Genomic DNA, 24611 nt, shown 5'->3' on the forward strand with positions numbered 1-24611 from the left:
AAACGATGAAAGAGACATTATTAAAATTAGCGGAAGCGAAGCATTTACGATATGAAGAGATGCAACAGGCAGCACGCGAACTATTTGCGGAAGGCATCACGGACAGTGAAATTGCGGCTTTTCTCGTCGCCCTGAAAGCAAAGGGGGAGACAGCAGAAGAACTAGCCGGTCTCGCTTCGATCATGCGAGAGGTCGCACTCGACATTCCAGTCACCGGCGATTTCATGGATAACTGTGGTACAGGAGGCGACGGCTCACAATCGTTCAACATCAGTACGACAGCCGCCTTCGTTCTAGCAGGTGCCGGCATGAAAGTCGCGAAGCACGGGAACCGAAGTGTCTCGAGTAAAACGGGCAGCGCTGATGTGCTCGAAGCACTTGGGGTTTCGCTCGATGCAACACCGGAACGCTTAGCAGAACAGCTCGAGTCGAACGGAATCGCCTTCTTGTTTGCGCAACGGATGCACCCACGCGTCAAGCAAATCATGAAGGTCCGACGCGATCTGCGGATTCCAACGATCTTTAACTTGATCGGTCCATTGACGAACCCGGTTCCACTCAAGACACAACTATTAGGAATTTACCGAGAGGATATGCTTGAGACGATGGCGTTGACATTGCATCGACTCGGACGGAAGCGGGCAATCGTCTTACACGGTGCGAATGGAATGGATGAAGCATCCCTTGCCGGAACGAACCAACTCGTCTTACTCGACGAAGGCGAGCTGATCCGCTTCAGTCTTCACCCGGAGGAAGTCGGACTGAAGACCGCACCGCTTGAAGCGATCCGTGGAGGTAGTGCACAAGAGAATGCGACGATTTTACTGCAAGTCCTTGGTGGTGAGCATGGTGCTTATCGCAACACGGTCCTACTCAATGCCGGAATTGCCCTCTTTGCAGCAAATCGGGCGAAGACGATCGAAGAAGGGATTGCCTTAGCAGCGGATAGCATCGACTCAGGACGGGCGATGGAACGATTGAATCAATTACGACAAATGACACGGGAGGAAGCAATCGGATGAATATCTTAGATCGCATCATCGAAACGAAACGGACAGAAGTCCTGCAATTAAAATTAACTGGTGTCGAACGGATTGATCGGGAGGCATTGAAGCCGTCGATTAAGCAACGTTTAGCAGGAGCGGATTTATCCGTCATCGCGGAAATCAAGCGAGCGTCGCCATCAAAAGGTGCAATCGCACTCGACGTCGACGTCGTCGCTCAGGCAAAACAATATGAAGCGAGTGGAGCGACCGTCATCTCCGTCTTGACGGACGAGACGTACTTCAAAGGGTCGATGGACGATTTAGCGGCAGTCGCTGCAGCAGTCGACATCCCGGTGCTTTGTAAGGACTTCATGATTGATCGGATTCAAATCGATCGGGCAAAAGCACATGGGGCACGGTTGATTCTCTTAATCGTCGCCGCTCTCGAGCAGGAGATGCTTGCTGACTTGTATGCGTATGCTTACGCAGAAGGACTTGAGGTCTTGGTCGAAGTCCATGACGAAGAGGAGTTACGCCGAGCAGAGGCGATCGGTGCGCAAATCATTGGCATCAACAACCGAAACTTGAAAAAATTCGAAGTTGATTTACAGACATCGGTCGGATTACTCGAACAAAAACAACCGGACGTCCGGTATATAAGTGAGAGTGGCATCAAGACGGTCGAGGAAGCACAGCGATTACACGCTGCCGGTGCAGACGGTATCCTCGTCGGCGAGACGTTGATGCGGGCAGACGATCCGCAAGTCTTCATCCGAGAAGTGAGTGGCGTTCGCGTATGACACGGATTAAGTTCTGTGGTCTCCGGGAAAGAGAACATGTCGAAGCGGCAGTTCGCTTAGCGGACTACATCGGCTTTATCTTTGCTAAAAGTAAACGACAGGTCACGCTGGAAGAGGCAGCTCGTCTCAGACGCGACATTCCAAAAACGGTCCAGGTCGTCGGTGTCTTCGTCTCCCCGACTTACCAGCAGGTGACCGACGCGGTCGAGCAAGTCGCGCTAGATCTCGTCCAAATTCATGGTGTCATTCCGGACGGAGCGTTACCAGTTCCCGTCATTCAAGCGATTCCGGTGACGGACATCGGACAAGTAGAGCAACAGACGGATTATTTGCTCGTTGACGCACCGGTTGCTGGAAGTGGCGAGACATTCGACTGGTCACGAGACATTCAAGCCGATCGACCACTGTTCATTGCCGGTGGCTTGACAGCAGGAAACGTCGGAGAAGCAATCAAACGATATCACCCGTTCGCGGTCGATGTCTCAAGTGGCATCGAGACGGATGGACGGAAAGATCCCATCAAAATGCAGGCATTCGCAGATGCCGTAAAGGAGAGAGAAGCATGAGCTACGCACAACCGGATACACTAGGACAATACGGTAAATACGGAGGACGCTACATCCCGGAAACATTGATGCACGCGGTGATCGAACTCGAAGAAGCATACGCAACAGTAAAAGAAGATCCAGCGTTTCAAGCACGGATGGACGAATTGCTGAAAGAATACGTCGGACGTGAAACACCACTTTATTTTGCCGAACATTTGACGCAAACGATCGGTGGCGCAAAGATCTATTTGAAACGAGAAGACTTGAACCATACCGGTGCCCATAAAATCAACAATACGATTGGTCAAGCGTTACTGGCTGAACGGATGGGGAAACGAAAAATCGTTGCTGAGACAGGAGCAGGACAACACGGTGTCGCGACAGCGACGGTCTGTGCCTTGCTCGACCTCGAGTGCGTCATCTTCATGGGAGAAGAGGACGTCCGTCGTCAAGAGTTGAACGTCTTCCGGATGGAGTTACTTGGAGCAACCGTCATCCCGGTCACGCAAGGGAGTCGGACACTCAAAGATGCCGTCAATGAAGCGCTCCGTTACTGGGTCAAACATGTCGAAGACACGCATTACTTGATGGGTTCTGTTCTCGGACCACACCCATTCCCGCAACTCGTCCGTGATTTCCAAGCGGTCATCGGAAAAGAGACACGACGCCAAATCATCGAAAAAGAAGGACGTCTGCCGGAGGCGATTGTCGCTTGTGTTGGCGGTGGCAGTAATGCAATCGGGATGTTCCATCCGTTCATCGATGATACGGACGTGCAGTTGTACGGCATCGAAGCAGCCGGAAGCGGTGTTGAGACGGATAAACACGCAGCGACGATGACAAAAGGAGAGGTCGGTGTCTTGCATGGCTCGATGATGTATCTCTTACAGGATGCACATGGTCAAGTACAGGAAGCACATTCAATCTCAGCTGGACTGGATTACCCGGGCGTCGGACCGGAGCATAGCTTGCTAAAAGATATCGGTCGCGTCCAGTATGAAGCCGTGACGGACGAACAAGCACTGGAAGCACTCCAGTTGTTGAGCCGCAAGGAGGGAATCATTCCGGCACTTGAGTCGGCACACGCGATTGCCTACGCGACTCAACTCGCGGCAGAGATGGACAAGGAAGAGATTCTCGTCATCTGCTTATCAGGACGTGGCGACAAAGACGTCGTCACTGTCAGAAACGCACTAAAGGGGGAAGCATGATGCGATTAGAGACAGCCATTCGTACCGTTACGAGCAAAGGGGAGAAAGCATTTATTCCGTACGTCATGGGGGGAGACGGAGGGATCGATCAACTCCCGGAAATCCTGTCGTTTCTCGCTGAATCCGGAGCGACAGCGATTGAAGTCGGTGTCCCGTTTTCGGATCCCGTCGCTGATGGTCCAGTCATTCAAGAAGCGGGACTCCGCGCGCTAGAAGCGAACGTTGGACTGAAGGACGTCCTCGATGCAGTTCGGATTGCCCGTCAGACAGTCGATGTTCCTGTCGTTTTGATGACGTACTTGAATCCGATTTTCCGCTACGGATTAACAGCGTTTCTAGCGACGTGTCGCGAAGTCGGAGTCGACGGACTGATCATTCCCGATCTGCCGCTTGAGCAGAGCGAACAGTTCTTCGAACAAGAAGATAAGTCTGACATCGCGCTCGTTCAACTCGTCTCCTTGACGAGTCCGATGGAGCGAATCCAAAAGATTGCCGATAAAAGTGAAGGATTCCTCTATGCGGTCACGGTCAACGGAACGACAGGCGGACAGACGACGTTTGATATGGCGCTCGAAGACCACTTAGCGAACGTTGCAGCAAACAGTCCAGTACCTGTACTTGCCGGGTTCGGGATTAGTACACCGGAACATGTCAAACAACTGAGCAGACCAGTCTCAGGGGTCATCGTCGGCAGTAAGATCGTCGACTTACTCCATCAGAACGATCGAGAAACGATTCAACAGTTGATGGCAGCACGTCTTGCGGCGACGCCGTCACATTAATAAAAAGGAGCTGACTCAAAAGTCAGTCTCTACAAACATAAGGGTGGCAGAATGATGATCTGCCACCCTTATCTCGTAACAAAAAGAATGACGCGTCACACGCAACTCCTACAGGAACAGGCGCATTTATGCGCTGTTAGAGACGAACAAGACCCGCTTTCCTGCTACGAAGCAGGAAAACTGGCTTGTGTCTCGCCTGAGGAAAGGGCGTGAAAAGACGCGTCATTCTTTTTTGAGTCAGCCCCTTTTTCGTATAGATGTCACTGTTGAACGAGCGACTTCTGCAAGTTGGTATACAGCGGTTCGAATCCAAGTTCCTCATAAAATGTGGCGGCACGGTCGTTGACCGCCCAAACGTTTAAGCGAACAGCATCGACCTTTCGCTCGAGTGCGAGTTCTTCTGCAGCCTGCATTAACTGGCGACCAATTCCGAATGAACGATGGGATGAGGTGACACCGACGTCAGTGATGTTCAAGATCCGGGCTGGTGTAAATCGATCGGATGCTGGCGCAGTCCACTTGCCGAACAAGTAACCAACGAGTGTTTCTCCGTCAAGCGCTGTCAGACAGAGTTGTTGTTCTGCTTCCACCATCTGACTTAAAGACTCCAGCGTGTACGGTGTCGTTACATCTGGATGAAAGTGAGGCGATAATCGTTGATGGTGCAAGAAGGTCTCTGCCGTCAGTGCAAGCAGGGCAGGGAGGTCTGAAGTACGGCTCGTGCGGATCATCAAGCAATCACTCCAATCATCGATTTTGTTTGAGTACTTCGGCAACAAGACCCGATACATACGGACTACCACGATCTTCTTTTTCGACCGATTCAATCATGATGGCAACAAGAAGATCTTTTTTATCGTTATCGTAACCGACGAAGAAGCCATTCTCTTTTCCATCGGTTTCGCCTGCCTTTTTCAATTCTGCCGTACCGGTCTTACCGGCAACATCGACTTCCTTGATATCGGCCGGGAGCGTGTAGCCGTTATGGACAACGTCATAGAGATCATCACGAATCATCTTCGCGTCTTTCGCATCCAGCAGATCCTTTTTGAAGACTTGTTTCGTTTTTTCCTCTTGTAAAAGAGTCGGACGATAGATTGTTCCATCGGTCAAGAAAATTTCATACATCGACGCTAGATGGAGAATGTTCGTCAGCATCTGTCCTTGTCCGTAGGACGTATCCATCAGCTGTCCATCTGAAGCGATCGTCCCGTCGTTTGAGATTTGAGAAGCGCGTAACGGATACGTAAACGGTAGCTTCTCTCCGTAGCCGAGTGCTTCAAGTCCAGACGTGAACGCCTTCGTTCCGACCTGTTCGAGTGTTGAGCGGGCGAAATAGATGTTATCTGAATAAACGAGCGCATTGTGCAGATTAACGGGTGCTGGCGTCTCGTGAATCCGCGTGACGTTAAAACCATCGATCTTATTTTTCAGTCCATTGATCGTATAGGCTTTTTCCGGGTCAAGTGTTCCACTCTTTAAGCCAACGGCGGCCGTCAGGGGTTTTTGGGTCGAACCGGGTGCGAAGGCACTCGTGAATCGGTTCAACAATGGTTGATCCGGATCCTGCGTCAGTTCATCGAGTCGCGCTTGCGAGATCCCTGACATGAATTCAGAAGGATCAAAGCCCGGGGAGCTAAGTAAGACACGCGTCTCACCAGTCCGCGGATCGATTGCCGATGCCGTTCCCGGGTCCTCTTGCATCGTGTCGTACGTCTTTTTCTGGAGCGTAGCATCAATCGTCAACGGGATATCCTCACCATCCGTCGGTTTCGTTTCAGCGACGGTAACGCTTGATCCGTCTTTCTTTTGTAGAATGATCGAAGCACCGGCTTTACCGCGTAACCGATCATCAAGGACTTGTTCAAGACCCCGTTTCCCGACTTGTTCACCAGCTTGGATTTTATTTTTCGATTCTTTAATCTCGTCTGCTGTTGCCGAACCGATATATCCAATTAAATGAGAGGCTGCTTTACCAAGTGGATACGTTCGGACTTCTGTCTCTTTGACGCTGATTCCAGGAATGTCACGCAATTTTTCAACCGTTGCTTCGTCGGTCAGTGTTTTGAGCGGAACGAATTGTCCATCCTTGACCCAACTTGCTTTTAAGGAATCTTCGACCGATGAGGTCGGGCGGTCGAGCAACTCGGCAACTTGGTCGACATCTTTAAGTTGTCCTGCAGTTGCTCCGACAGCATACCCTTTACCGGAGGTCGCGAGCGGTTTATCGTTCGCGTCGAGTAAATCACCACGTTTGCCTTCTACGGTTTCTAACTGAACCTTGTCTTCTTTCTTAAAGTCTTTTAGAACAAACGAAGAGTCCCAGTCAATGAACCAGTTTTCTGTTTCTCCTTGTTTCTCGAATGTTAACGGGACTTGTTTATCATAAGCAACGGCTCCTGCAACCGTATCAAAGGAGATTCGTACGGGAAGGGACGCTTTTTCGTCATCCGTTGCGTCCTTCGCTTTCTTCCGTTCGACGGATAACTTTTTGATATCAAGCGATTTCGACAATTGTTTTGTCCGGTCGATAAATTCTTTTTTTCCGTATTCCTTTTTAGTAGCCGTACTCGCGTACGTATACATCTTATCGTAATCTTGTTTTTCCCAAAGTTTGATGTAGGCATCAAGACGTTCTTCAGGTGTCGGCTGATCTTGACATCCGGCAAGTAACGTCACACCAAACGTCGCTGATAAAAGATAAGGGATCGTTCGTTTCATGTGTTTCGCCTCCGTTGTGGATTAGACTCATAATCATACCGTACCACTCCTGTCAGGAGATTTCATCTGAAACACAAAACCGGACTTCTCATGGGGAGAAGTCCGGTGAATCAAGCTTAGTTGAAGTAATTGAGTGGATTGACACTGTTTGCAGCAGACGTTCCGCTGTAGACGTAAGGACCACGATGCATTTCAAAATGGAGATGCGCACCAAACGCGTTACCTGTTGCACCAATCGTACCGATTTTCGATCCTTTTGCAATCGTCTGTCCGACCGAAACGGAGCGACTATTTAAGTGTGCATACACCGTCGTATATTGGATGCCGTTGACGGTATGCGTCATCATGACGTGATTTCCGTATGCGCCGTAATAACGGGATGTGATGACTTTACCAGCGGCTGATGCATAGACAGGTGTACCTGTTGGAGCGCCGATATCGATGCCGTTATGGAACGTATAACCGTAAACGCCACTTGCAGCACCATATCCTTGCGTGATTGGACCGCTTGCTGGACGCGAGAAGCCAGTCGTTGCTTTTGTTGAAGTCGTTGTGCTGTATTTTTTTACGTATGTAGAAGAAACGTAGCGTGATGCGCCACCGTATGAAATTTTTGTCCATGAACCAGAAACACCAAGATAATTGAATGTCTGTCCTGTATTGACGCTACCGACGATTTTATAAGCTGTTGATGGACCTGTACGAACACGAAGTCCGTCTGCCATGACCTTTACTTTATATGTCGTTGCAGCTTCAACTTTCGAAGCACTCGTTGTTGCAAAACCTGAAACTACCAAAGCTGTCATTGTCATTGTTGTAAGTAAACGTTTCATTGAGTGTATTTCCTCCTTAAAAATCTGAAGCGCCAGAACTGATCATTACAAAATTGTAAGATTTTATGTATAATTATTTATTTTAAAGAATGATTTTTCGCCTGAGATGATTATAGCATCGTCAATAACACGAAAATATTTCAAATATGTTTCAAAATTACGCTTTGTTAACATATATTGTAATGGATTAATAAGTAAAAAAGAACTGACGAAGAGTCAGTTCTTTTTTCTATGAACATATACTGTTATTCATTAGAAGATGGTGAAAACACAGTTAAATGTTGCGGGAGTACCTCGACAGTCACCGGAACATGACCTGCTGTATCCCCATCGGCATTAATCGGCAATTCTTCTTTCGAGCGAATTTCGACACGTGTCGTCGTGAAGTGTTCGATTTGATCTGCTTTTGATAATCCACCCGTGATGAGTTTGGGTAATGCTTGGAGCGCATCAAAGAATCCAAGCTTCGTAATGATGAAGCCATGCAGCAGTCCATCATCGACTTTTGCGTCTTCTGCAAAGGATTCGAACCCGCCAACGGAATTCGTCAAGGCGATGATCAACAAGTGCGCTTCTCCATCGAATTGTTTCTCAGCAGAATCAATTTCAATCGGATAGGGGCTATGATCCTTGAAGGCTTTTAGACCTTCAATGAAATAAGCGACCGATCCGAGTGACGTCTTTTGTTCGACACTGACCTCCTCGACGGCTTCCGCAATCAGACCAACAGCGATGACGTTCATGAAGTAATGGTCATCATATTTACCGATATCGAGCGGTCGGGTAGGGGCGTCAGCTAAGATCTGAATCGCCTCTTCTGGATCCGTCGGGATGTGTAACGCACGGGATAAATCGTTCACTGTTCCTAGTGGGACGATTCCGAGCGTTGGGCGATGCGGTTGTTCGGCGATCCCAGTGATGACTTCATTGACCGTTCCGTCACCCCCCATGGCGATGACAGCGTCGTAATTAGACTGGGCGGCATGACGCGCAAATTCCGTCGCATCGTGTTCTTTTTCCGTGAACCGAACGTCAACAGTTTCAAAGCGAGTAGCAAGCGTTTCCTCAGCAAGCGTTGCGTGTTTTTTTCCGAGTTCTTTTCCAGAAGACGGATTGATGATCAGCATGACTTGAGACAAGATAAATTCCTCCTTCAGGACAATCTGTTGACTTTTTCCCTGTCCGATGAAAACATAATCCAAATTCTTTTTAACAAATAGAAGCACCGAGTAGGCACATGGCTTACTCGGTGCTGAAGTTTGAACTCAGAAGTGATTTATTGTGATGGTGGCACTTCGCCAGCCGCAGGACGAGCTTCTTCTTCGACATCCCAACACTCCGTATTTTCGATCCCGAGTGCTTTTGCTGAGAAGACAGGATCGAGTCCTTGTTTTCGTTGTTCCTGATAATCTTTAATGACTTTGAGGGCGATGCCGCTCAAGAGGAGGATCGCCGTCATGTTGATCAATGTCATGCCTGCCATGAAGAGATCGGCAAAACTCCATACCATACCAAGGCTGAGCACGGATCCAATGAAGACGAAGCCCATTGTCGCAATCCGGAAACCGAAGACGGCTGCAGGACTTTGTTTGATGAACTCGATGTTCGTTTCGCCGTAGTAGTAACTACCAACGATCGAACTGAAAGCAAACAAGAAGACGCTGAGTGCGATGAATGGTGGAGCAATTGCACCAAATTCCTCGGAGAGCGCGTTTTGCAACATGCCGATTCCTTCGCCATTTCCAGCAGCATAACTATCACTGAGGAGAATGATCGTTGCTGTCGCTGTACAGACGATCAACGTATCGAGGAATACACCGAGTGTTTGCAAGAAACCTTGTTTTGCTGGGTGTGAGACTTCAGCCGCAGCAGCAGCGTTCGGAGCAGACCCCATTCCGGCTTCGTTCGAGAACAATCCGCGTTTGACACCGAGTGAGATCGCAGCACCGACCGAGCCACCGAATGCTTGCTCGATTCCGAAGGCACTTTTAAAGATCATTGCGAATACACCAGGAAGTTCCGTCAGGTTCGTGACGACGACATAAAGAGCAGCAATCAAGTAGAGACCTGCCATGACAGGAACGATGATCGCAGAGAACTTCGCGACACGGTGAACGCCACCAAAGATGACGAGTCCCGTCAAGACGACGAGTGCAGCACCGACGACAGCTGTGTTGATACCGAACGCATTGTCAAAGGCAGCAGCAATCGTATTCGATTGAACGGAGTTGAAGATGAGACCGAACGTCACGGCAATCAAGATTGCAAAGACGATTCCGAGAGCTCGGTTTTTCAAGCCTTTTTCGATGTAGTAGGCAGGACCACCACGGTACGCGTTCGATTTCGTATCGCGCACTTTATAAACTTGAGCAAGTGTACTTTCGATGAGAGCTGTCGCACCACCGAGAAGAGCGACCATCCACATCCAGAAGACGGCACCCGGTCCACCGAGTGTGACGGCAATCGTGACACCGGCAAGGTTACCCGTACCGATCCGTGTCGCAGCACCGATGAAGAATGACTGGAGAGAAGTGATGCTTTCCCCATTATCGTCTGTTGTTTGTTCACTTTTATCGAGCGTGACACGGAACATCTCTTTTAAGTAAGTGAATTGGATGAAGCCAGTTCGGATCGTGAAGTAGATCCCGCCGCCGATCAATACGGCAATTAATACATACGACCATAAAATATTGTTGGCGTAATCGACACTTCCTTGAATGACTTGCTGAATGGCGTTCATGATGATGTATTCCTCCCAAAGAATAATAAAAAGCTATACGCTAAATTATACGAATTTTCTGAAAATAAGCAACAACAAAATAAAATAAAATTTTAAAACTTAATAAGGTTAGCTAAAAAAACATATGATGAAATCTTATGAATGAACGAAAAACTGTCACTCTCGGTATCGAGAGTGACAGTCAAGTAAAGCTGGATCATCCATACTGTAGTAACTGTTCGTATAAGTCATCGAGTTGCTGTTGGATGCTTTTAGAAACGGTATCGGTCGATTTTTCACGTTTTGCTAATTTCTGTTCAAGCCGCTCGATCTGCATTTCTAACTCGTATTGTGATAAGCGTTTTGGTTTTTGTAGGGTTACGTGAAGTGGAGACGACGCAGCGAACTCGGTACGCTTCTGTTGGGCATACGTATACGTACCATGATAACGCGTCAGACCATTTTCAAGCCAAAGGATCTGCGGAAAAAGACGATTCAAGAAATAGCGGTCGTGTGAGACGGCAATCAATGTACCAGAAAAATTCTCGAGTGCTTCTTCGAGTGTCTCTCTTGATTCAATATCGAGATGATTCGTCGGCTCGTCGAGAATTAATACATTGATCGACGAATGAACGAGGACGGCGAGTTGCAATCGCACACGTTCGCCTCCGCTCAGTGACAAAATGGACCGAAAGACAGTTGGTCCAAAGAACAGGAACCGGGCTAGGATATGGCGGGCTTCCGCTTCTGGAACGGCAATCCGGTCTCTAAACCAGTCGATTAACCGCGCGTCCTCCTCGAAATGGGCATGCTGGGACAAGTAACCGATCCGATTCGATGGTCCACGCGTGAGTGTGCCTGCGTCTGGTGATAATTCGTCAAGCAGCAGTGAGAGCAACGTCGATTTCCCGCTCCCATTCGTTCCGACGATCGCGATCCGATCCTGTGCCATGATCTCGAACGAGACTTCATCAAAAATGTGACGGGTTCCGTAAGCAAACGAGAGTTCTTCAGCGCGAAAGACGACTTGGCTCGAGTGATCAGTGGAAGAGAAGGAGACATCAGCGGTTTTGGCTTCGAGTTGTGGTCGTTTAATCCGTTCGATCCGCTCGAGTGCTCGTTCCATTGATTTTGCTTTACGGAATAATTTCTCACTCGGTGGAGACGCTTCGTTTGCCCATTGCCGGAGTCGACGAATCGCTTCCTTCATTTTCTTTATTTTTTTCTGTTGCTCTTGGTAGGCGTGGAACTGTTCCATCAAGCGACGTTCTCGTTCGACGACGAACGCGCTGTAATTCCCTATATAGGTTGTCAGTTCACCGTCCTCGAGTTCAACGATCGAGGTGACGACGGCGTCTAAGAAGACCCGGTCGTGAGAGACGAGCAGGATGGTTCCTGTGTAGTCCCGTAAGAACTGCTCTAGCCATTCCACGGCAGCTAAATCAAGATGGTTCGTCGGTTCGTCAAGAATGAGCAGATTTGGCTCCATGAGTAACATGCGACCGAGACAAATCTTCGTCTGTTCACCACCGCTCAACTGGTGGAAAGGACGAGTGAGTAACGGACGAAGGTGTAACCCGTTCACCATGCGCTCGATTTTCGAGTCGAGTAGATAGCCATCCTTTTGTTCGAACGCATTCGTCGCTTCCGCATATCGTGCGAGTAACGCATCCAGATTCTCTGGTGCTGTCGCCATCATTTGCTCCAACTGTTGCATCCGAGAACGGATCGCGAGGATGTCTTCAAACGCTGTCCAAAGGACGTCGAGTCCGGTCATCGTCTCACTATATACAGGAAGTTGTTCCAAATAGCCGATCGTCAAACCGCTCTTTTGATAGATGACACCACCGTCCGGTTGCTCAAGGCGAGCGAGCAAGCGGAGTAATGTCGTCTTGCCACTCCCGTTTCGTCCAATTAGACCGACACGGTCGTGTTCGTTTAAGAAGAGGGAAACATCCGTTAAGATCGTTTCGCCTCCGAATTGTTTGGTTAGGTGTTGAATGTCGCAAATCATCATAATCAATTGATCCTTTCGCGCGCATCAAAAAAAGGAGAGCGCAAATAGCACTCTCCATCACGTGTGAAAGATGCGCTTTGCTGTATTTTTCAATCATGAAGTTCTAAAAAAGGGCAGAGGGGTGCCTTAGAACGCCATTCCATGAAAAATCGCGCGCAACAGATACAATTGTTCCATCAACCAGTGTTTGCACGCGGCAAAGTCCATCTTTTCACACCACCTTTCGTTTCAGATATCTCTAGTTTACTATTTTTTTGTCAGTTACGGAAGTCTGAATTATTTGAACACGCCAGCGATTGAACTGAAGAAGTCACTGAGTCCATCGAATAATTTAGCGAAGAAACCTTTCGTTTCTTCTGATGTTGCGAACGCGTGGATGTCTTGCCCCGCATTTTTCAAACCACTCTCGATTTGTCCCCAGTTGATGTTCGCTTGCTCCATTTGATTGAATAGATTCGTCAACCGGTCCATTTGTGCGTCAGACAACTGGATATTGTTGTTTTGAATGACTTGGACGATCAGGTTTTCGATCTCGACTTTGGTTTCCGGTTTTTGATTGGCGATCTCAGCCTTGATCTCATTCATTAAGTCAGCGACTTTATCCGTGCCGACCGTTTTTCCGACGTCTGATGTGACCGATAATTCTTGCTGTGCTAAATCCTTGCGTTCGTCACTTAACTTAATTCCAGTCTCAGCGGAAGTTTGATCGTACGCTTTCATGATTCCTGTCAGTGCCGATGTCCCGGTCACCTTGTAGGGAGAAGTGATCGTGATATCGGCATCTTTGACACCCGCTGTGACGAGAGCGTTGAGATACATATCCTTTGTCACCCATGTGATGTTCTCCGTCGAGACGGAAAGTCCATCACCTTTTTCCGTCAGTTCGATCTTAGCCGACGAATACATGTTGCCACCTTTTTGCGACTGTGGAATGTTTTTCCCGAGATATTTTTCTTCGTCAGCAGAAGTGGCGATGATCGGTGTGATGCCTTCCGGTGCATTGAGACGGGAAAGCACCCATGCTTTATCCTTTGCGCCGAGCGACTCCCCGAGTGTGACGATCGTCTTATCGACGACTTGTTCGGCAGATGCGGCTGTCGGGAGTAATAGAGCAGAAGCGATAACGGCTGACGCCATGATTTTTGTTGGTGTATGCATAATGAAATCCTCCAATTGTAAGTAACAGAATGAATTATAGTATCAGGTACTAAAGTTAGTGTACGAGAACGAAAGAAGTTCGGAATCGGTCTGTAGATGGAGACGGCATCCGTCTTCTGACACTCCATAGTATAGCGAAAAGAGGACAACTTGACTTCCGTTTTCAGCATGCTATAGTGGATGGGAATCGAATAATGACCACTAGGGGAGTCGGTAGACCGACTGAGACGAACGAAGACGTTCGGACCCTTTGAACCTGATTAAGTTCGTACTTACGGAGGGAAGTGGCGTCAAGTCTTGTTCTTCTTGCGCCATGCCCGTGTGTTTCGGGGTGGTGTTTTTTCGTTTCATAACTAAACGAGGAGGATGAGATCATGACATTCACACAAGAAATCAAACAAGCGGCACAAGCGTACTGGGATAGTAGTTTTACGCACCCATTCGTACAAGGAATCGGGGAGGGGACGTTACCGCTCTCGAAATTTCGGCATTACGTCATGCAGGATGCCTATTACTTAAAACACTTTGCGAAGATTCAAGCGAAGGCAGCGTCAAAAGCAGACGACTTCGCGACGATCGCGACACTTGCCGAACATGCTACTTCGACTTACGAGGCAGAGTTGAGCTTACATCAATCATTTTTTGAGCCGCTCGGTATTACGGAAGCAAATCTTGAAGCATTTGAACCGGCACCGACAGCATATGCGTATGTCTCCCACATGCATCACGCGAGTGAAGGAACGCTCGGTGAGACGATTGCTGCTATCTTGCCATGTTACTGGTTGTATTATGAAGTCGGACAGCAATTACTGACGTGTACTCCGGAAGAAAAAATCTATCAGCAATGGATCGACACGTACAGCTCGGAATGGTTTGAAAAGGTCGTCTTTGAACAGATTGCACGGCTTGATGCACTGGCGGAACAAGCGAGCCCGACGGAACGCGAGCGGATGAAACGTCATTTCGTGACAAGTTGTTACTATGAGTTACTCTTCTGGCACATGGGGTGGACGGAAGAGACGTTCACGTCGGTCTACGAAAAGATTCCAGCACGCCCGGTATCTTCTTAAACCAGTAGATGGTAGAATTAGGAATACCATCTGGTGAAAGTAGGGATTGGAATGGAAATCGTAGTCATCGCACTCGTGATCCTCGCGGCATATGCTATGCAACGAATGCTTGGTAAAGTCAAAGTAAGATTTGTAGGACTTATCATCCCAACGTTGATTGTGTTATCCGGTATATCCGCATCGACTCGAAACTTCAAGGTAGCGTATAGCATGGGAAGCTATATTTCTGCTGTTCTTGTCATCGTCGTCTATGCACTGCTGACTTATTGGTTATACCGCGTCTACCATCGTGCGAAAGAAGAAACTGAATATCCGTATCAATCATTAAAAGACCGAGGCATCCTTTAAGGAGCTTCGGTCTTTTGGTGTATCACGTCATCATTTTTTCCAGTTTTTAAAGCCGTCACCGAATTCGAGATGCAGTTGATCGGTAAAGACACCGTTCTGAAAGACCGGCACATCAACCGGTAAAGTGCCTTGCGGTTTGAACGTTCCGAAGATCGCTCGGATACCTGCAGGCAGGTTCGGTCCCGCTGATTTTAGATTGCCTGCTTCGGAGTCTGGACCGTTTGGATCGCCTTTGAAGCCATAGACGAGGACGTGTGCCGGTGCGTCCGGTTGAACGGCGACATCGTATGGGTTACGGAGACTGAGCAGGACGGATGGTGTATCCGTTTGTTTCGCATAGCGGAAGATCGAAGCCGGAATCGCTTGTTCTGGTGCAGTAGGTAGTAGTTTAGCACTCGTGTTGACGTTGGAACCGACGATGATGTAATCTGCTGCATCGAGTTGCGCCCGTAATGTCGGGTTTTGGTCGAGCGGTAGCGTAGTAGCCGAGTAATTCGCTGTCGTCACGTGCCAGTTCCGATTCTTCGGTAGGGAAGCGATCGTTTTTTTCATGCTGTCCGTTTGATCCGCCGCAGGAGCGATCACAAGAACATTTGCGTTCTTTTTCGGTTTGAATGGTAAGGTCCGCTGATCATTTTTCACGAGTGTGACCGCGGCTTCCATCATCGCACGTTCTTTTGCTTTATGCTCGGGACTACCGACGATTTGGTTCGATTGCGCGATTTTTTCAGCTAGGGATGTCGTGTCAGTCGTACCGTTCCAAATTCCGCGTTCTGCTTTCAGTGTCAGAATCCGCTCAACCGATTGATCGATCCGTTCCTCTGAGAGGCGACCATCTTTGACTGCTGCGATCACATCCTTGAAAATCCGGTCGAGTTTTGTGACATCCTGCTCGGAACGAAGGATCGTCGGCATGAGCGCGATATCGACACCGGCGTCAAACGTCTTTAAGACGGCTTCTGATTCCGTGAAGTTGTCGGCAATCGCCTGCATGTTCAGCGCGTCCGTGATGACGATGCCATCGTAACCGAGCTTTTCGCGCAGTACGCCCGTGATGACGTCATCTGATAACGTCGCAGGTAAAGGGAAGGTACCATTTGTCGACGTGACGACTTCAGGTTCGATTTGCGGCATCCCGATGTGTCCTGTCATGATCATATCGATGTCTTCAGCAATAGCTCGCTTGAACGGTACGAGCTCGACTTGTTCTAGCTCCTGCAGGGATCGGTCAACGACCGGTAATCCATAGTGGGAATCGGTCGCCGTATCGCCGTGACCCGGGAAGTGTTTGGCGGTCGCCGCGACACCTTCAGACTGAATTCCCTTCATTAGAGCGGAACCGAGTGTGCCGACGAGCTCCGGATCACTCGAGAACGAGCGGACACCAATGACAGGATTTCCAGGATTGCTGTTGACGTCGAGAACCGGACCAAAGTTGACATTGATGCCGAGCGCACGCAGTTCGGAACCGATGATATGACCGGCATCATTGGCATATGTGCTACTGCGGGTCGCACCTAACGCCATGTTGCCAGGTAAGTTCGTACCTGTTCCGAGCCGAGTAACGATTCCACCTTCTTGGTCGATCGTGACGAAGAGCGGAATATCGTTGCTAGCATCTTGTTTGACGACTTCTTGCAGATCATGAACGAGTTTCGTCGTCTGTTCGGTTTCGCTGACGTTCTCAGCAAACAAGATGACGCCGCCTAAATCATAGCGATCGATGATGTTCGCGACTTCTGGGGCAAGCGACGTATGATTGCTGCCATTCCACTGTCGGAAGTCCGGCATGATCATCTGCCCGATTTTTTGTTCGAGTGTCATCGTGTCGATTTTGTGACTGATCCGATCGGCTGAAGATCCTGCCTCTGCCATGACGGGTAAACTACTTGAGACGAGTACTGCTGCGAGTCCGGCTGTTAACGTGAACTGTCCGATTTTTTTCATGATGTACGTCCTCCTTTAGTCAAACCGTGACTGGAATTCTTTTCAATACGGACAGTATAGCAAGGTGTTTGTTTTAAAACAATATTTTATTTGTAAACGATTTCAAATTGAAATAAATTTCAAACGTGTTTTTAGACAGACTGACTTGAATGAAAAAAAGTGACTCCCCCTGAAGAGGAATCACTTTCAAGTAAAGTCGATCGATTGATCAGCTATAGCGTTCCACGATGCTTGTCAGCTGACGTTCGACGAACGATTGATCCTGCAATTCACTATTGGACAGACGCAGTTTGATCATTGACTCATCCGCACCAGCCATTTCACTGAACAATGATCCGAGACTGTGCGCACGACGATCGACTTGGACGATTAAAACAATCCCAGACCCGTCTTGAAGCATGATGATTTCAATCTCATCCAGTTTATGAGCGTAGTGTGTATTGCGAGCTGAATATTCAAGCTCCTGAGCAATCGGTAAATCTTTCCGGAATCGTCCAGGTAATTTTTCCGTGTCGGCTTTTTTCAATCGGAAGCCAAGTGACTCCATTGCATCTAAGACTGTTGCTTGGTAGCGGTTTGCTTCGACGATGACAGCGTCACGGTCAGATGGATCGACGGCTTGAGCGATGTCGAGTCCCGTCTCGATCCACGATTTCGATTGACTGACGGAGAGTGGCGTATTCAGCGGGACGCGTAATGTAAAGGGAATTTCCCGCTCGACACCCGCTTCAATCGTGAACTTCGCTTCATTTAAGGCAAATCGGTCGAGCGTAAAGGTCGTAAACGTCGTGCTATCATTGACTTCTTGTTTGTACTGCGTGTTGAATTCAAGATAAATTCGATCAATTTCTTGATCGACGTTTCCGCCTTTGATATGGACGACACCGTGAATTTGACCGCCTGGTTCACAGCGGTCATCCGTCAAGCGTGTATCGACCGTAGCAGCACCAATTCCGATTTGCGATAGAATTTTTTTGAACATGATGAATTCCTCCTTTTGATTACGTACGAATGATGAAGCGTGTAAACTTGTCGAACAGGTACGAATTTGCTACAGTTTCGAAAGAACATCAGAAAAGGACGGGACGACTAGTGGAACTACATGAATTAAAAGCGAGTCTTGCCTCGCAAATCACGCAAGGAACACTGATCCATGCAACGATAAGTAATCCGCGTCAAAAATCAAATGATCTCCGACGAATCAAGGTAAAACCGATTCTATTAAGAGATACGGTGATGATGCAGGTAGAGTTTCAATTTGAACGCGTTATGAAGCATGAAAATATTTTAATTGACGATTTCGTCGGGCGACTCGATGACTGGTTCACGGAATTCCGCCAATTCTTATTCCGTTTTGAAGAAGAGGAATGGCAATTCCAGCTCTCGAAAAAGCTGAAAGTCGCGCTCAAGACATCCAAAAAGGAGCCGATGAAAGCTCTCTTGTCGCATGACCGGAAAAAAACCTATCTATTAGAAGACGGTGTGCCGGTTCCGTTTCTGATTCGCTTAGGCGTCATGACGGAAGCGGGTCAAGTCAAAAAACAGAAGTACGATAAGTTTAAACAAATCAATCGCTTTCTTGAATTTGTCGAGGATAGCATTGCTGCCTTGCCAAAAGGAAAAAAACTCCGGATCTTGGACTTCGGATGCGGAAAATCGTATTTGACGTTTGCTCTCTATCATTATCTAAAAGTCGTCAAAGGATTCGACCTCGAAGTGACAGGTCTTGATTTAAAGAAAGAAGTCATCGAAGAATGTACACAAATTGCGCGTGATCTGGATTATACCGATCTGACATTCCGTGTCGGAGACGTTCATGATTACACAGGGGAGACGGAAGTTGACCTGATGGTGACACTTCACGCTTGTGATGTCGCGACCGACGTCGCACTCGCGCGAGCTGTTGACTGGAATGCATCGGTCATCCTGAGCGTACCGTGCTGTCAAAAGGAATTGAACCGTCAACTGGACTGTTCGCCACTCGATGTCATGCTCCAGCATGGACTGATCAAAGAAAAATTCGCATCACTGGCGACAGATTCGATTCGTGCTGAGTTGCTAACACTGGTCGGATATGAAGCGCAACTTCTCGAATTCATTGATCTCGAGCACACACCGAAGAACATCTTGATTCGAGCATACAAACAAAACAAGCGACCAACGGAAGAGAAAATCGACCGCTACATCGCTTTCCGCGATCTGTTGCATGCCCGACCATTTTTAGAAACTGAATTAAGCGGCAGACTTGGACAGATTTCACCGAAACTCGTACAATAAGAAGGAGAACGAATCAAAGGAGGCAATACGATGGATTTCCAAATGTATTTTGAAGATGTCGTCCAAACAGCCCGCAAAGAAGCGCAAGCTGCTGGATTTGAAGAATTAACGACGCCAGAGAGCGTGGATGAAGCAATGAAACGCGAAGGGCTAACACTTGTCCTTGTCAATTCGGTGTGTGGATGTGCTGGCGGGATCGCCCGTCCTGCTGCAGCGTACGTTAATCGGAAAGAGGGCATCAAGCCCGATCATTTCGTCACGGTATTCGCTGGACAAGATCGCGAAGCGACAGACCGTGCGCGTGAATACTTCGAAGGTTATCCACCTTCATCTCCGTCATTTGCATTAATGCAAGATGGAAACATCCTCTCGATGGTCGAGCGGTTCGACATCGAATCGTTCACGGCAGAAGAGGTCGTCGAGAAACTTGAATCATTGATTGAAATCTATGCATAAGCAAAGAAGACTCCTGATAAAGGGGTCTTTTTTTTACGCATTCATGAGATTAAGATAATAAATTTTAAAATTGAAAGCGTTTGCAAAATTGTATAAAAAGTCATTTATGCATGATTTATGAATAGAAAGTCAAAAAAATTTATATATTTATGCTTTACAGTGAATAAATATTCGTATATCCTGAAAGCAATAGAACAGGTCAGGCTTTTCGGTATTGAATTGGACATACACATAAGTCATACTATTGTTAAAGTTCTGACAATTGAGCGTTGGAAGGGGAAAACTCGAATGAAAAAATTATTAGCAACGGCAATGGCAGGCATTCTGGCAGTCACGATGGCAGCATGTGGCGCGTCGGAAGAATCAACAGGTGGTTCAAGCAAAAGCGATAAAGTATTGACGATGGGAACGTCAGCGGATTACTTCCCATTTGAATACATCGATACGAAAAAAGGAGAGGACATCGTCGGGTTCGACGTTGCGATCGCCAAAGAAGTCACGAAAAATCTCGGATATGACTTAAAAATCGAAGACATGGAATTCGGTAGCCTACTTGGTGCCCTCAGCTCAGGTCGTGTCGACTTCGTCATGGCGGGTATGACACCAACGGAAGAGCGGAAGAAAAACGCTGACTTCACGGACATCTACTTCGAATCAAAAAACTTGGTCATGACGAAGGATAAAGCCATCAGTTCGGAAGACGAACTCAAAGGCAAAAAAATCGGTGTCCAGCTTGGATCAATCCAAGAGGGACTCGCAAAAGATCGCTTCAAAGATAGCGAAGCGGTTCCTTTAAACAAAATCCCAGAAATCATTCAAGAATTGAATACAGGTCGGATCGATGCCCTCATCATCGAGGATGCAGTTGCCGTCAAATACATGGATCAAGATGCATCCCTGAAAACGTACCAGATTGAAGAAGATGGTCCAGCTGGATCAGCGATCGCCTTCAAAAAAGGTGACAAGATGCGTGACGATTTCAACAAAGAGTTGAAGAAGATGATTGACAGTGGTGAAATCGATAAATTGGCAGAAGAATGGTTCCAAAAAGAAGCAAAATAAGTCAAGTGCATGGGGGTGGGGGTAACCTCATCCCTTTTGTGCGACGTTAGGAGATTGATTATGATAGACTTTACAAAGATTCAAGATTCAATTCCATATATTCTTGAGGGGATTCCGGTCCTTTTCCAAGTCGTCATCGTGGCGGCCATTGCCGGGATGCTGATCGGAATCGTCGTCGCGGCACTGAAAATCACGAAGAGCCGTTTCATCCGTTTCATTGGTCATACGTATACGGCGATCTTCCGGGGAACCCCATTGATCTTGCAACTGGCGATCGTCCACTTCGGATTACCACAGTTGACAGGGTATGTCACGACAGGATACCAATCGGCAATAATCGCCTTCTCCTTGAACTCCGGAGCGTACATCTCGGAAATCATTCGGGCCGGGATTCAAGCTGTTGATCGTGGGCAGTGGGAAGCTGCAGATGCGCTTGGTATTTCGTATTTCAAACAACTCCGTTCGATCATTTTGCCGCAAGCCTTTAAAAATATCCTTCCAGCGATCATGAACGAATTGATCACGTTGACGAAGGAATCGGCACTCGTCTCGACGGTCGGTGTTCTCGATGTCATGCGTCGTGCACAAATCGTTGGAGGAGAAAAGGCGATTTATTTCGAACCGTTGTTGTTTGCCGGATTCGTATATTTTGTTCTCGTCATGGGATTGAGCTTGATAGGCCAACAAGTCGAAAAAGCTATGAGAAAGAGTGGGTAATCAGATGGAACCTATGATCCAAGTCACCGATTTGCATAAGCAATTCGGAAAATTAGAAGTATTAAAAGGTATCTCGACGACAGTTACACGCGGTGAAGTCGTCGCTGTCATTGGACCGTCGGGATCCGGTAAATCAACATTTCTACGTTGTATCAACTTACTTGAACAACCAACGAGTGGAACGATCATCGTCGATGGTTTTGAACTGACGAAACCAAAAGCGAACATCTCGAAAGCACGTCAGAACATCGGAATGGTGTTCCAACAATTTAACTTGTTCCCACATAAGTCTGTTCTTGATAACTTGACGTACGCACCGATCAACGTCCTTGGTATCTCAAAAGACGAGGCAGTCAAGCGGGCAGAGACGCTACTAGATCGCGTTGGTTTAGCTGAAAAACGCGATAATTACCCGAACCAGTTGTCAGGTGGACAAAAACAACGGGTCGCAATCGCACGCGCTCTTGCGATGGAACCGAACGTCATGTTGTTTGATGAACCGACGTCAGCGCTTGACCCAGAGATGGTCAACGAAGTACTGGACGTCATGAAACAATTGGCGGAAAGCGGAATGACGATGGTCATCGTCACTCACGAGATGGGCTTCGCCAAAGAAGTCGCGGATCGCGTCTTGTTCCTCGATGAGGGGATTCTGATGGAAGAAGGTTCACCGATCGAACTCTTCGACAATCCGAAGACGGACCGGGCGAAAAAATTCCTCGAAAAAGTTTTATGAGCACAGTACGCTAACTCTGAAGAGGGTTAGCGTTTTTCGGTTTTTAGTAGAGAGGGGGATAAGAATGAAAAAATTGCTTGAAGGTCATCATACTCGTCTGACGCGTTTTCAGTCGGAAGATACCGAAGTGATGCAACGTCTGCTTGACGATGCAACGTTTGCTCGCCATTTCAGTGCGACGCCATATCGTCACTTATCGAAGGAAAAGATTGAACAGATGATGGCGACGGATGCTCCGGAGACGTTTCGGTTTGCGATTCGTAACTTCGAAGATGAACGGATGATTGGGGTGGTCGCATTAGAAGATATTTTACCGACACATGGAACGGCATGGCTGATGATCGGCATCGATCCGGATTGTGAAGGGCAAGGGTATGCAACGGATGCGCTACAGACAATCCTCGAATACGCCTTCTTCGAACTGAATCTGTACCGGATTCAATTGACGGTCTTTGAGTATAATACACGTGCGGTTCAACTGTACGAACGACTCGGGTTCGTTCAGGAAGGAAGATACCGAGCCTTTTTACGACGAGACGGAGAGCGACATGATATGTTACTGTACGGATTACTCGAACCGGAATGGAGGGGACGACAATGATTCAAGAAACGGAAGCGTTCGTCCGGTCGTTTCACGCGACGGACTTTTCAGGTCATGATTATGCTCACATCGAACGAGTTCGCCGCTTAGCCTTACATATTGCCAAACAGGAAGGCGGGAACGTCAAAATCATCGAACTGGCGGCCTTACTTCATGACGTAGCAGATAGCAAACTCGGAGGAACGGCAGAGATGGTCGCATCCTTTTTGCAAGGAAAGGTGACAGAGGAAGAACAAGAACAGATTCTAGACATCATCATGAGTCTTTCGTTTAAAGACGGCACACGTCCACCGATGCGGACGGTCGAAGGGCAAATCGTCCAGGATGCCGATCGCCTCGATGCCATCGGTGCGATTGGAATTGCCCGAACGTTTCAGTTCGCTGGTCGATTCGGGGAGCCGATGCATGTGCCTGGACTAGCGCCACGAGAGCCAGGTGACCGAAAGGGAGAGACGAGTGCCCTGAATCATTTTGAAGAGAAGTTATTCCGACTAAAAGATTTAATGAATACGAAAACGGCACTTCATTTAGCAGAGGAGCGGCATCGCTATATGGAAGAGTTCGTTGATCGGTTCAAGCAAGAGTGGGATGGCACTATATACAGTTGAATACTTGTTTTCAAAATCACTTCAAAAAAACAATGCGCGTTTCCGATTAAGCTTGCGGAAAACGTGCATTGTTTTTGTCATTAACTAAGGATGATGGCAGTAATTAACCCAAGTGCTGCGAACAGACCAACGATCGCGCCGCCTTCCTCGTGGGCTTCCGGCATCATCGTCGAGGCGAGCATCGCGATGATCCCACCGCTTGCGAAGCCACCGATCATGGCGAATTGCATGTCCGGTAGTTCTGCGAGAATCGTGTAGCCGGCGAGTGAGGCGAGGGCGGAGATCAACCAGACGACTCCCCACATCAGCAATACTTTGTTCTTCGAGAATCCATCTTTTCGCAAACCGGTCGTACTCGATAAACCTTCCGGGATGTTGCTGACAAAAATGGCCGCGACGAGTGCCGCGCTGACATTTCCGGATAACAGACTGGCACCGATCATGATTGATTCCGGGATGGCATCAAGAATCGTCCCGAAGAAAATCGCTGTTCCCGTGCCTTCGTTCCCACCAGATGAGCGTTTCCGTTTACTCGCACCGCGTGACGAAATGAATAAGTCAAAGCCCGTAAAGACGAGTGCGCCGACGATGAAGGAGATCGCGACGACGAGCGTTGTTGACTTCTTTAATGCTTCATCGAGTAACTCGAACGTCGCTGCTCCAATCAAGATGCCAGTACCAAACGACATGATATAACCAATCAGGCGTTGCTTTAAGGGTAAGTACAGCCCGAATAGGGCACCGATGACAACGGCCCCACCTGCTAGCGCTCCCCAACCGAACGCTTCCCACATACGATCGCCTCCTTCTTGTCCTTTCTACCTGTTCTAGATAATTCATAAACATAGCGAAAAGAAAGAAAAAAGTTCGCGACGCATGCAAGGGGCTGACTAAAAAAAAGAATGACGCGTCTTTTCACGCCCTTTCCTCAGGCAAGATACAAGATCCTGTCGGAGTGGCGTGAAACGCATCATTCTTATCTTTGTGGAGACCGACTTCTTGAGTCATTCCATC

General features: G+C 48.1%; 24 protein-coding genes and 1 riboswitch. Of the genes, 14 read left to right on the forward strand and 10 right to left on the reverse strand.

Annotation, left to right across the window (positions count from 1 at the left end; all coding sequences use genetic code 11):
- The first annotated feature begins 5 nt into the window (after positions 1–5).
- The 5 genes from trpD to trpA are packed head-to-tail and all read left to right on the forward strand — an operon-like array spanning position 6 to position 4327.
- On the forward strand, positions 6–1022 hold the full coding sequence (trpD, locus tag KNQ08_RS01380; protein ID WP_214804424.1) for an anthranilate phosphoribosyltransferase: 1017 nt from the start codon (positions 6–8) through the stop codon (positions 1020–1022).
- Positions 1019–1786, forward strand: coding sequence for an indole-3-glycerol phosphate synthase TrpC (gene trpC, locus KNQ08_RS01385; RefSeq protein WP_050678413.1), 768 nt, complete (start codon positions 1019–1021; stop codon positions 1784–1786). Before trpD ends, trpC begins: the two co-directional genes overlap by 4 nt.
- The gene (locus KNQ08_RS01390; protein WP_050678414.1) at positions 1783–2352 is read left to right on the forward strand and encodes a phosphoribosylanthranilate isomerase; all 570 of its coding nucleotides are present in this window, start codon (positions 1783–1785) and stop codon (positions 2350–2352) included. The genes trpC and KNQ08_RS01390 overlap by 4 nt, the downstream gene beginning before the upstream one ends.
- The gene (gene trpB, locus KNQ08_RS01395) at positions 2349–3545 is read left to right on the forward strand and encodes a tryptophan synthase subunit beta (protein ID WP_214728043.1); all 1197 of its coding nucleotides are present in this window, start codon (positions 2349–2351) and stop codon (positions 3543–3545) included. The genes KNQ08_RS01390 and trpB overlap by 4 nt, the downstream gene beginning before the upstream one ends.
- On the forward strand, positions 3545–4327 hold the full coding sequence (trpA, locus tag KNQ08_RS01400) for a tryptophan synthase subunit alpha (protein ID WP_214805662.1): 783 nt from the start codon (positions 3545–3547) through the stop codon (positions 4325–4327). Before trpB ends, trpA begins: the two co-directional genes overlap by 1 nt.
- 260 nt (positions 4328–4587) lie before the next feature.
- Here the strand turns inward: trpA and KNQ08_RS01405 are convergent, their stop codons facing one another.
- The 7 genes from KNQ08_RS01405 to KNQ08_RS01435 all read right to left on the reverse strand — a co-directional run bounded on the left by KNQ08_RS01405 (position 4588) and on the right by KNQ08_RS01435 (position 13775).
- A complete protein-coding gene (locus KNQ08_RS01405; RefSeq protein WP_214804426.1) occupies positions 4588–5058 on the reverse strand; it encodes a GNAT family N-acetyltransferase in 471 nt (156 codons plus the stop codon).
- A gap of 16 nt (positions 5059–5074) precedes the next feature.
- Positions 5075–7048 (reverse strand): penicillin-binding transpeptidase domain-containing protein, encoded by a 1974-nt coding sequence (locus KNQ08_RS01410; protein ID WP_214804428.1) that lies wholly within the window; start codon positions 7046–7048, stop codon positions 5075–5077.
- A gap of 116 nt (positions 7049–7164) precedes the next feature.
- Positions 7165–7881, reverse strand: a complete 717-nt coding sequence (locus KNQ08_RS01415) for a peptidoglycan DD-metalloendopeptidase family protein (protein ID WP_055966831.1) — start codon at positions 7879–7881, stop codon at positions 7165–7167.
- Between the two features lie 245 nt (positions 7882–8126).
- Complete coding sequence (locus KNQ08_RS01420; protein ID WP_133207991.1) at positions 8127–9020, reverse strand: diacylglycerol/lipid kinase family protein; 894 nt, start codon at positions 9018–9020, stop codon at positions 8127–8129.
- Between the two features lie 137 nt (positions 9021–9157).
- Positions 9158–10621 carry an alanine/glycine:cation symporter family protein gene (locus tag KNQ08_RS01425; protein WP_133207992.1) on the reverse strand — a complete coding sequence of 488 codons (1464 nt, stop codon included), beginning with the start codon at positions 10619–10621 and terminating at the stop codon, positions 9158–9160.
- 196 nt (positions 10622–10817) lie between these two features.
- A complete protein-coding gene (gene abc-f, locus KNQ08_RS01430; RefSeq protein WP_214804430.1) occupies positions 10818–12617 on the reverse strand; it encodes a ribosomal protection-like ABC-F family protein in 1800 nt (599 codons plus the stop codon).
- A gap of 276 nt (positions 12618–12893) precedes the next feature.
- Positions 12894–13775 carry a DUF1002 domain-containing protein gene (locus KNQ08_RS01435; RefSeq protein ID WP_023467610.1) on the reverse strand — a complete coding sequence of 294 codons (882 nt, stop codon included), beginning with the start codon at positions 13773–13775 and terminating at the stop codon, positions 12894–12896.
- A 193-nt stretch (positions 13776–13968) separates the two neighbouring features.
- A riboswitch (TPP riboswitch) is annotated at positions 13969–14075 on the forward strand.
- Positions 14076–14149: 74 nt separating this feature from the next.
- On the opposite strand from KNQ08_RS01435, the gene tenA reads away from it, so the two are divergent.
- Together tenA and KNQ08_RS01445 are read left to right on the forward strand one after the other, a co-directional pair.
- A complete protein-coding gene (tenA, locus tag KNQ08_RS01440; RefSeq protein WP_214724491.1) occupies positions 14150–14845 on the forward strand; it encodes a thiaminase II in 696 nt (231 codons plus the stop codon).
- A gap of 51 nt (positions 14846–14896) precedes the next feature.
- Positions 14897–15193: a hypothetical protein gene (locus KNQ08_RS01445; protein WP_149426985.1), complete on the forward strand. Its 297-nt coding sequence runs from the start codon at positions 14897–14899 to the stop codon at positions 15191–15193.
- Positions 15194–15223: 30 nt separating this feature from the next.
- On the opposite strand, the gene KNQ08_RS01450 is transcribed toward KNQ08_RS01445, so the two are convergent.
- A complete protein-coding gene (locus KNQ08_RS01450; RefSeq protein ID WP_214804432.1) occupies positions 15224–17140 on the reverse strand; it encodes a glycoside hydrolase family 3 protein in 1917 nt (638 codons plus the stop codon).
- Between the two features lie 208 nt (positions 17141–17348).
- Positions 17349–18122 carry a sporulation protein gene (locus KNQ08_RS01455; RefSeq protein ID WP_214804434.1) on the reverse strand — a complete coding sequence of 258 codons (774 nt, stop codon included), beginning with the start codon at positions 18120–18122 and terminating at the stop codon, positions 17349–17351.
- Between the two features lie 110 nt (positions 18123–18232).
- Here KNQ08_RS01455 and KNQ08_RS01460 point away from each other — a divergent pair, with 110 nt between their 5' ends.
- From KNQ08_RS01460 to KNQ08_RS01490, 7 genes are all read left to right on the forward strand, one after another.
- Positions 18233–19417, forward strand: coding sequence for a class I SAM-dependent methyltransferase (locus KNQ08_RS01460; RefSeq protein ID WP_058265127.1), 1185 nt, complete (start codon positions 18233–18235; stop codon positions 19415–19417).
- Positions 19418–19447: 30 nt separating this feature from the next.
- Positions 19448–19873, forward strand: coding sequence for a BrxA/BrxB family bacilliredoxin (locus KNQ08_RS01465; protein WP_023467616.1), 426 nt, complete (start codon positions 19448–19450; stop codon positions 19871–19873).
- A 288-nt stretch (positions 19874–20161) separates the two neighbouring features.
- Positions 20162–20935: a transporter substrate-binding domain-containing protein gene (locus KNQ08_RS01470; RefSeq protein ID WP_029341130.1), complete on the forward strand. Its 774-nt coding sequence runs from the start codon at positions 20162–20164 to the stop codon at positions 20933–20935.
- Between the two features lie 57 nt (positions 20936–20992).
- Positions 20993–21652: an amino acid ABC transporter permease gene (locus KNQ08_RS01475; protein WP_035398698.1), complete on the forward strand. Its 660-nt coding sequence runs from the start codon at positions 20993–20995 to the stop codon at positions 21650–21652.
- 13 nt (positions 21653–21665) lie between these two features.
- Positions 21666–22388 carry an amino acid ABC transporter ATP-binding protein gene (locus KNQ08_RS01480; protein ID WP_214805665.1) on the forward strand — a complete coding sequence of 241 codons (723 nt, stop codon included), beginning with the start codon at positions 21666–21668 and terminating at the stop codon, positions 22386–22388.
- A 64-nt stretch (positions 22389–22452) separates the two neighbouring features.
- Positions 22453–22989 carry a GNAT family N-acetyltransferase gene (locus KNQ08_RS01485; RefSeq protein WP_035398252.1) on the forward strand — a complete coding sequence of 179 codons (537 nt, stop codon included), beginning with the start codon at positions 22453–22455 and terminating at the stop codon, positions 22987–22989.
- Entirely contained in the window at positions 22971–23597 is a 627-nt protein-coding gene (locus tag KNQ08_RS01490) for an HD domain-containing protein (RefSeq protein WP_035398249.1), read from the forward strand. Before KNQ08_RS01485 ends, KNQ08_RS01490 begins: the two co-directional genes overlap by 19 nt.
- Before the next feature lie 80 nt (positions 23598–23677).
- On the opposite strand, the gene KNQ08_RS01495 is transcribed toward KNQ08_RS01490, so the two are convergent.
- Positions 23678–24391 carry a ZIP family metal transporter gene (locus tag KNQ08_RS01495; RefSeq protein ID WP_035398248.1) on the reverse strand — a complete coding sequence of 238 codons (714 nt, stop codon included), beginning with the start codon at positions 24389–24391 and terminating at the stop codon, positions 23678–23680.
- Positions 24392–24611: the final 220 nt, after the last annotated feature.

Source organism: Exiguobacterium sp. s46 (assembly GCF_018618875.1).
Classification (GTDB): domain Bacteria; phylum Bacillota; class Bacilli; order Exiguobacteriales; family Exiguobacteriaceae; genus Exiguobacterium_A; species Exiguobacterium_A abrahamii.

Coding starts and splice junctions, on each gene's coding strand:
- KNQ08_RS01455 (WP_214804434.1), bottom strand. CDS start 18,122: ATGTTCAAAAAAATTCTATCGCAAATCGGAATTGGTGCTGCTACGGTC.
- KNQ08_RS01470 (WP_029341130.1), top strand. CDS start 20,162: ATGAAAAAATTATTAGCAACGGCAATGGCAGGCATTCTGGCAGTCACG.
- KNQ08_RS01450 (WP_214804432.1), bottom strand. CDS start 17,140: ATGAAAAAAATCGGACAGTTCACGTTAACAGCCGGACTCGCAGCAGTA.
- KNQ08_RS01485 (WP_035398252.1), top strand. CDS start 22,453: ATGAAAAAATTGCTTGAAGGTCATCATACTCGTCTGACGCGTTTTCAG.
- trpD (WP_214804424.1), top strand. CDS start 6: ATGAAAGAGACATTATTAAAATTAGCGGAAGCGAAGCATTTACGATAT.
- KNQ08_RS01435 (WP_023467610.1), bottom strand. CDS start 13,775: ATGCATACACCAACAAAAATCATGGCGTCAGCCGTTATCGCTTCTGCT.
- KNQ08_RS01445 (WP_149426985.1), top strand. CDS start 14,897: ATGGAAATCGTAGTCATCGCACTCGTGATCCTCGCGGCATATGCTATG.
- tenA (WP_214724491.1), top strand. CDS start 14,150: ATGACATTCACACAAGAAATCAAACAAGCGGCACAAGCGTACTGGGAT.
- KNQ08_RS01425 (WP_133207992.1), bottom strand. CDS start 10,621: ATGAACGCCATTCAGCAAGTCATTCAAGGAAGTGTCGATTACGCCAAC.
- KNQ08_RS01490 (WP_035398249.1), top strand. CDS start 22,971: ATGGAGGGGACGACAATGATTCAAGAAACGGAAGCGTTCGTCCGGTCG.
- KNQ08_RS01495 (WP_035398248.1), bottom strand. CDS start 24,391: ATGTGGGAAGCGTTCGGTTGGGGAGCGCTAGCAGGTGGGGCCGTTGTC.
- trpB (WP_214728043.1), top strand. CDS start 2,349: ATGAGCTACGCACAACCGGATACACTAGGACAATACGGTAAATACGGA.
- trpA (WP_214805662.1), top strand. CDS start 3,545: ATGCGATTAGAGACAGCCATTCGTACCGTTACGAGCAAAGGGGAGAAA.
- trpC (WP_050678413.1), top strand. CDS start 1,019: ATGAATATCTTAGATCGCATCATCGAAACGAAACGGACAGAAGTCCTG.
- KNQ08_RS01415 (WP_055966831.1), bottom strand. CDS start 7,881: ATGAAACGTTTACTTACAACAATGACAATGACAGCTTTGGTAGTTTCA.
- KNQ08_RS01480 (WP_214805665.1), top strand. CDS start 21,666: ATGATCCAAGTCACCGATTTGCATAAGCAATTCGGAAAATTAGAAGTA.
- abc-f (WP_214804430.1), bottom strand. CDS start 12,617: ATGATGATTTGCGACATTCAACACCTAACCAAACAATTCGGAGGCGAA.
- KNQ08_RS01390 (WP_050678414.1), top strand. CDS start 1,783: ATGACACGGATTAAGTTCTGTGGTCTCCGGGAAAGAGAACATGTCGAA.
- KNQ08_RS01465 (WP_023467616.1), top strand. CDS start 19,448: ATGGATTTCCAAATGTATTTTGAAGATGTCGTCCAAACAGCCCGCAAA.
- KNQ08_RS01410 (WP_214804428.1), bottom strand. CDS start 7,048: ATGAAACGAACGATCCCTTATCTTTTATCAGCGACGTTTGGTGTGACG.
- KNQ08_RS01405 (WP_214804426.1), bottom strand. CDS start 5,058: ATGATCCGCACGAGCCGTACTTCAGACCTCCCTGCCCTGCTTGCACTG.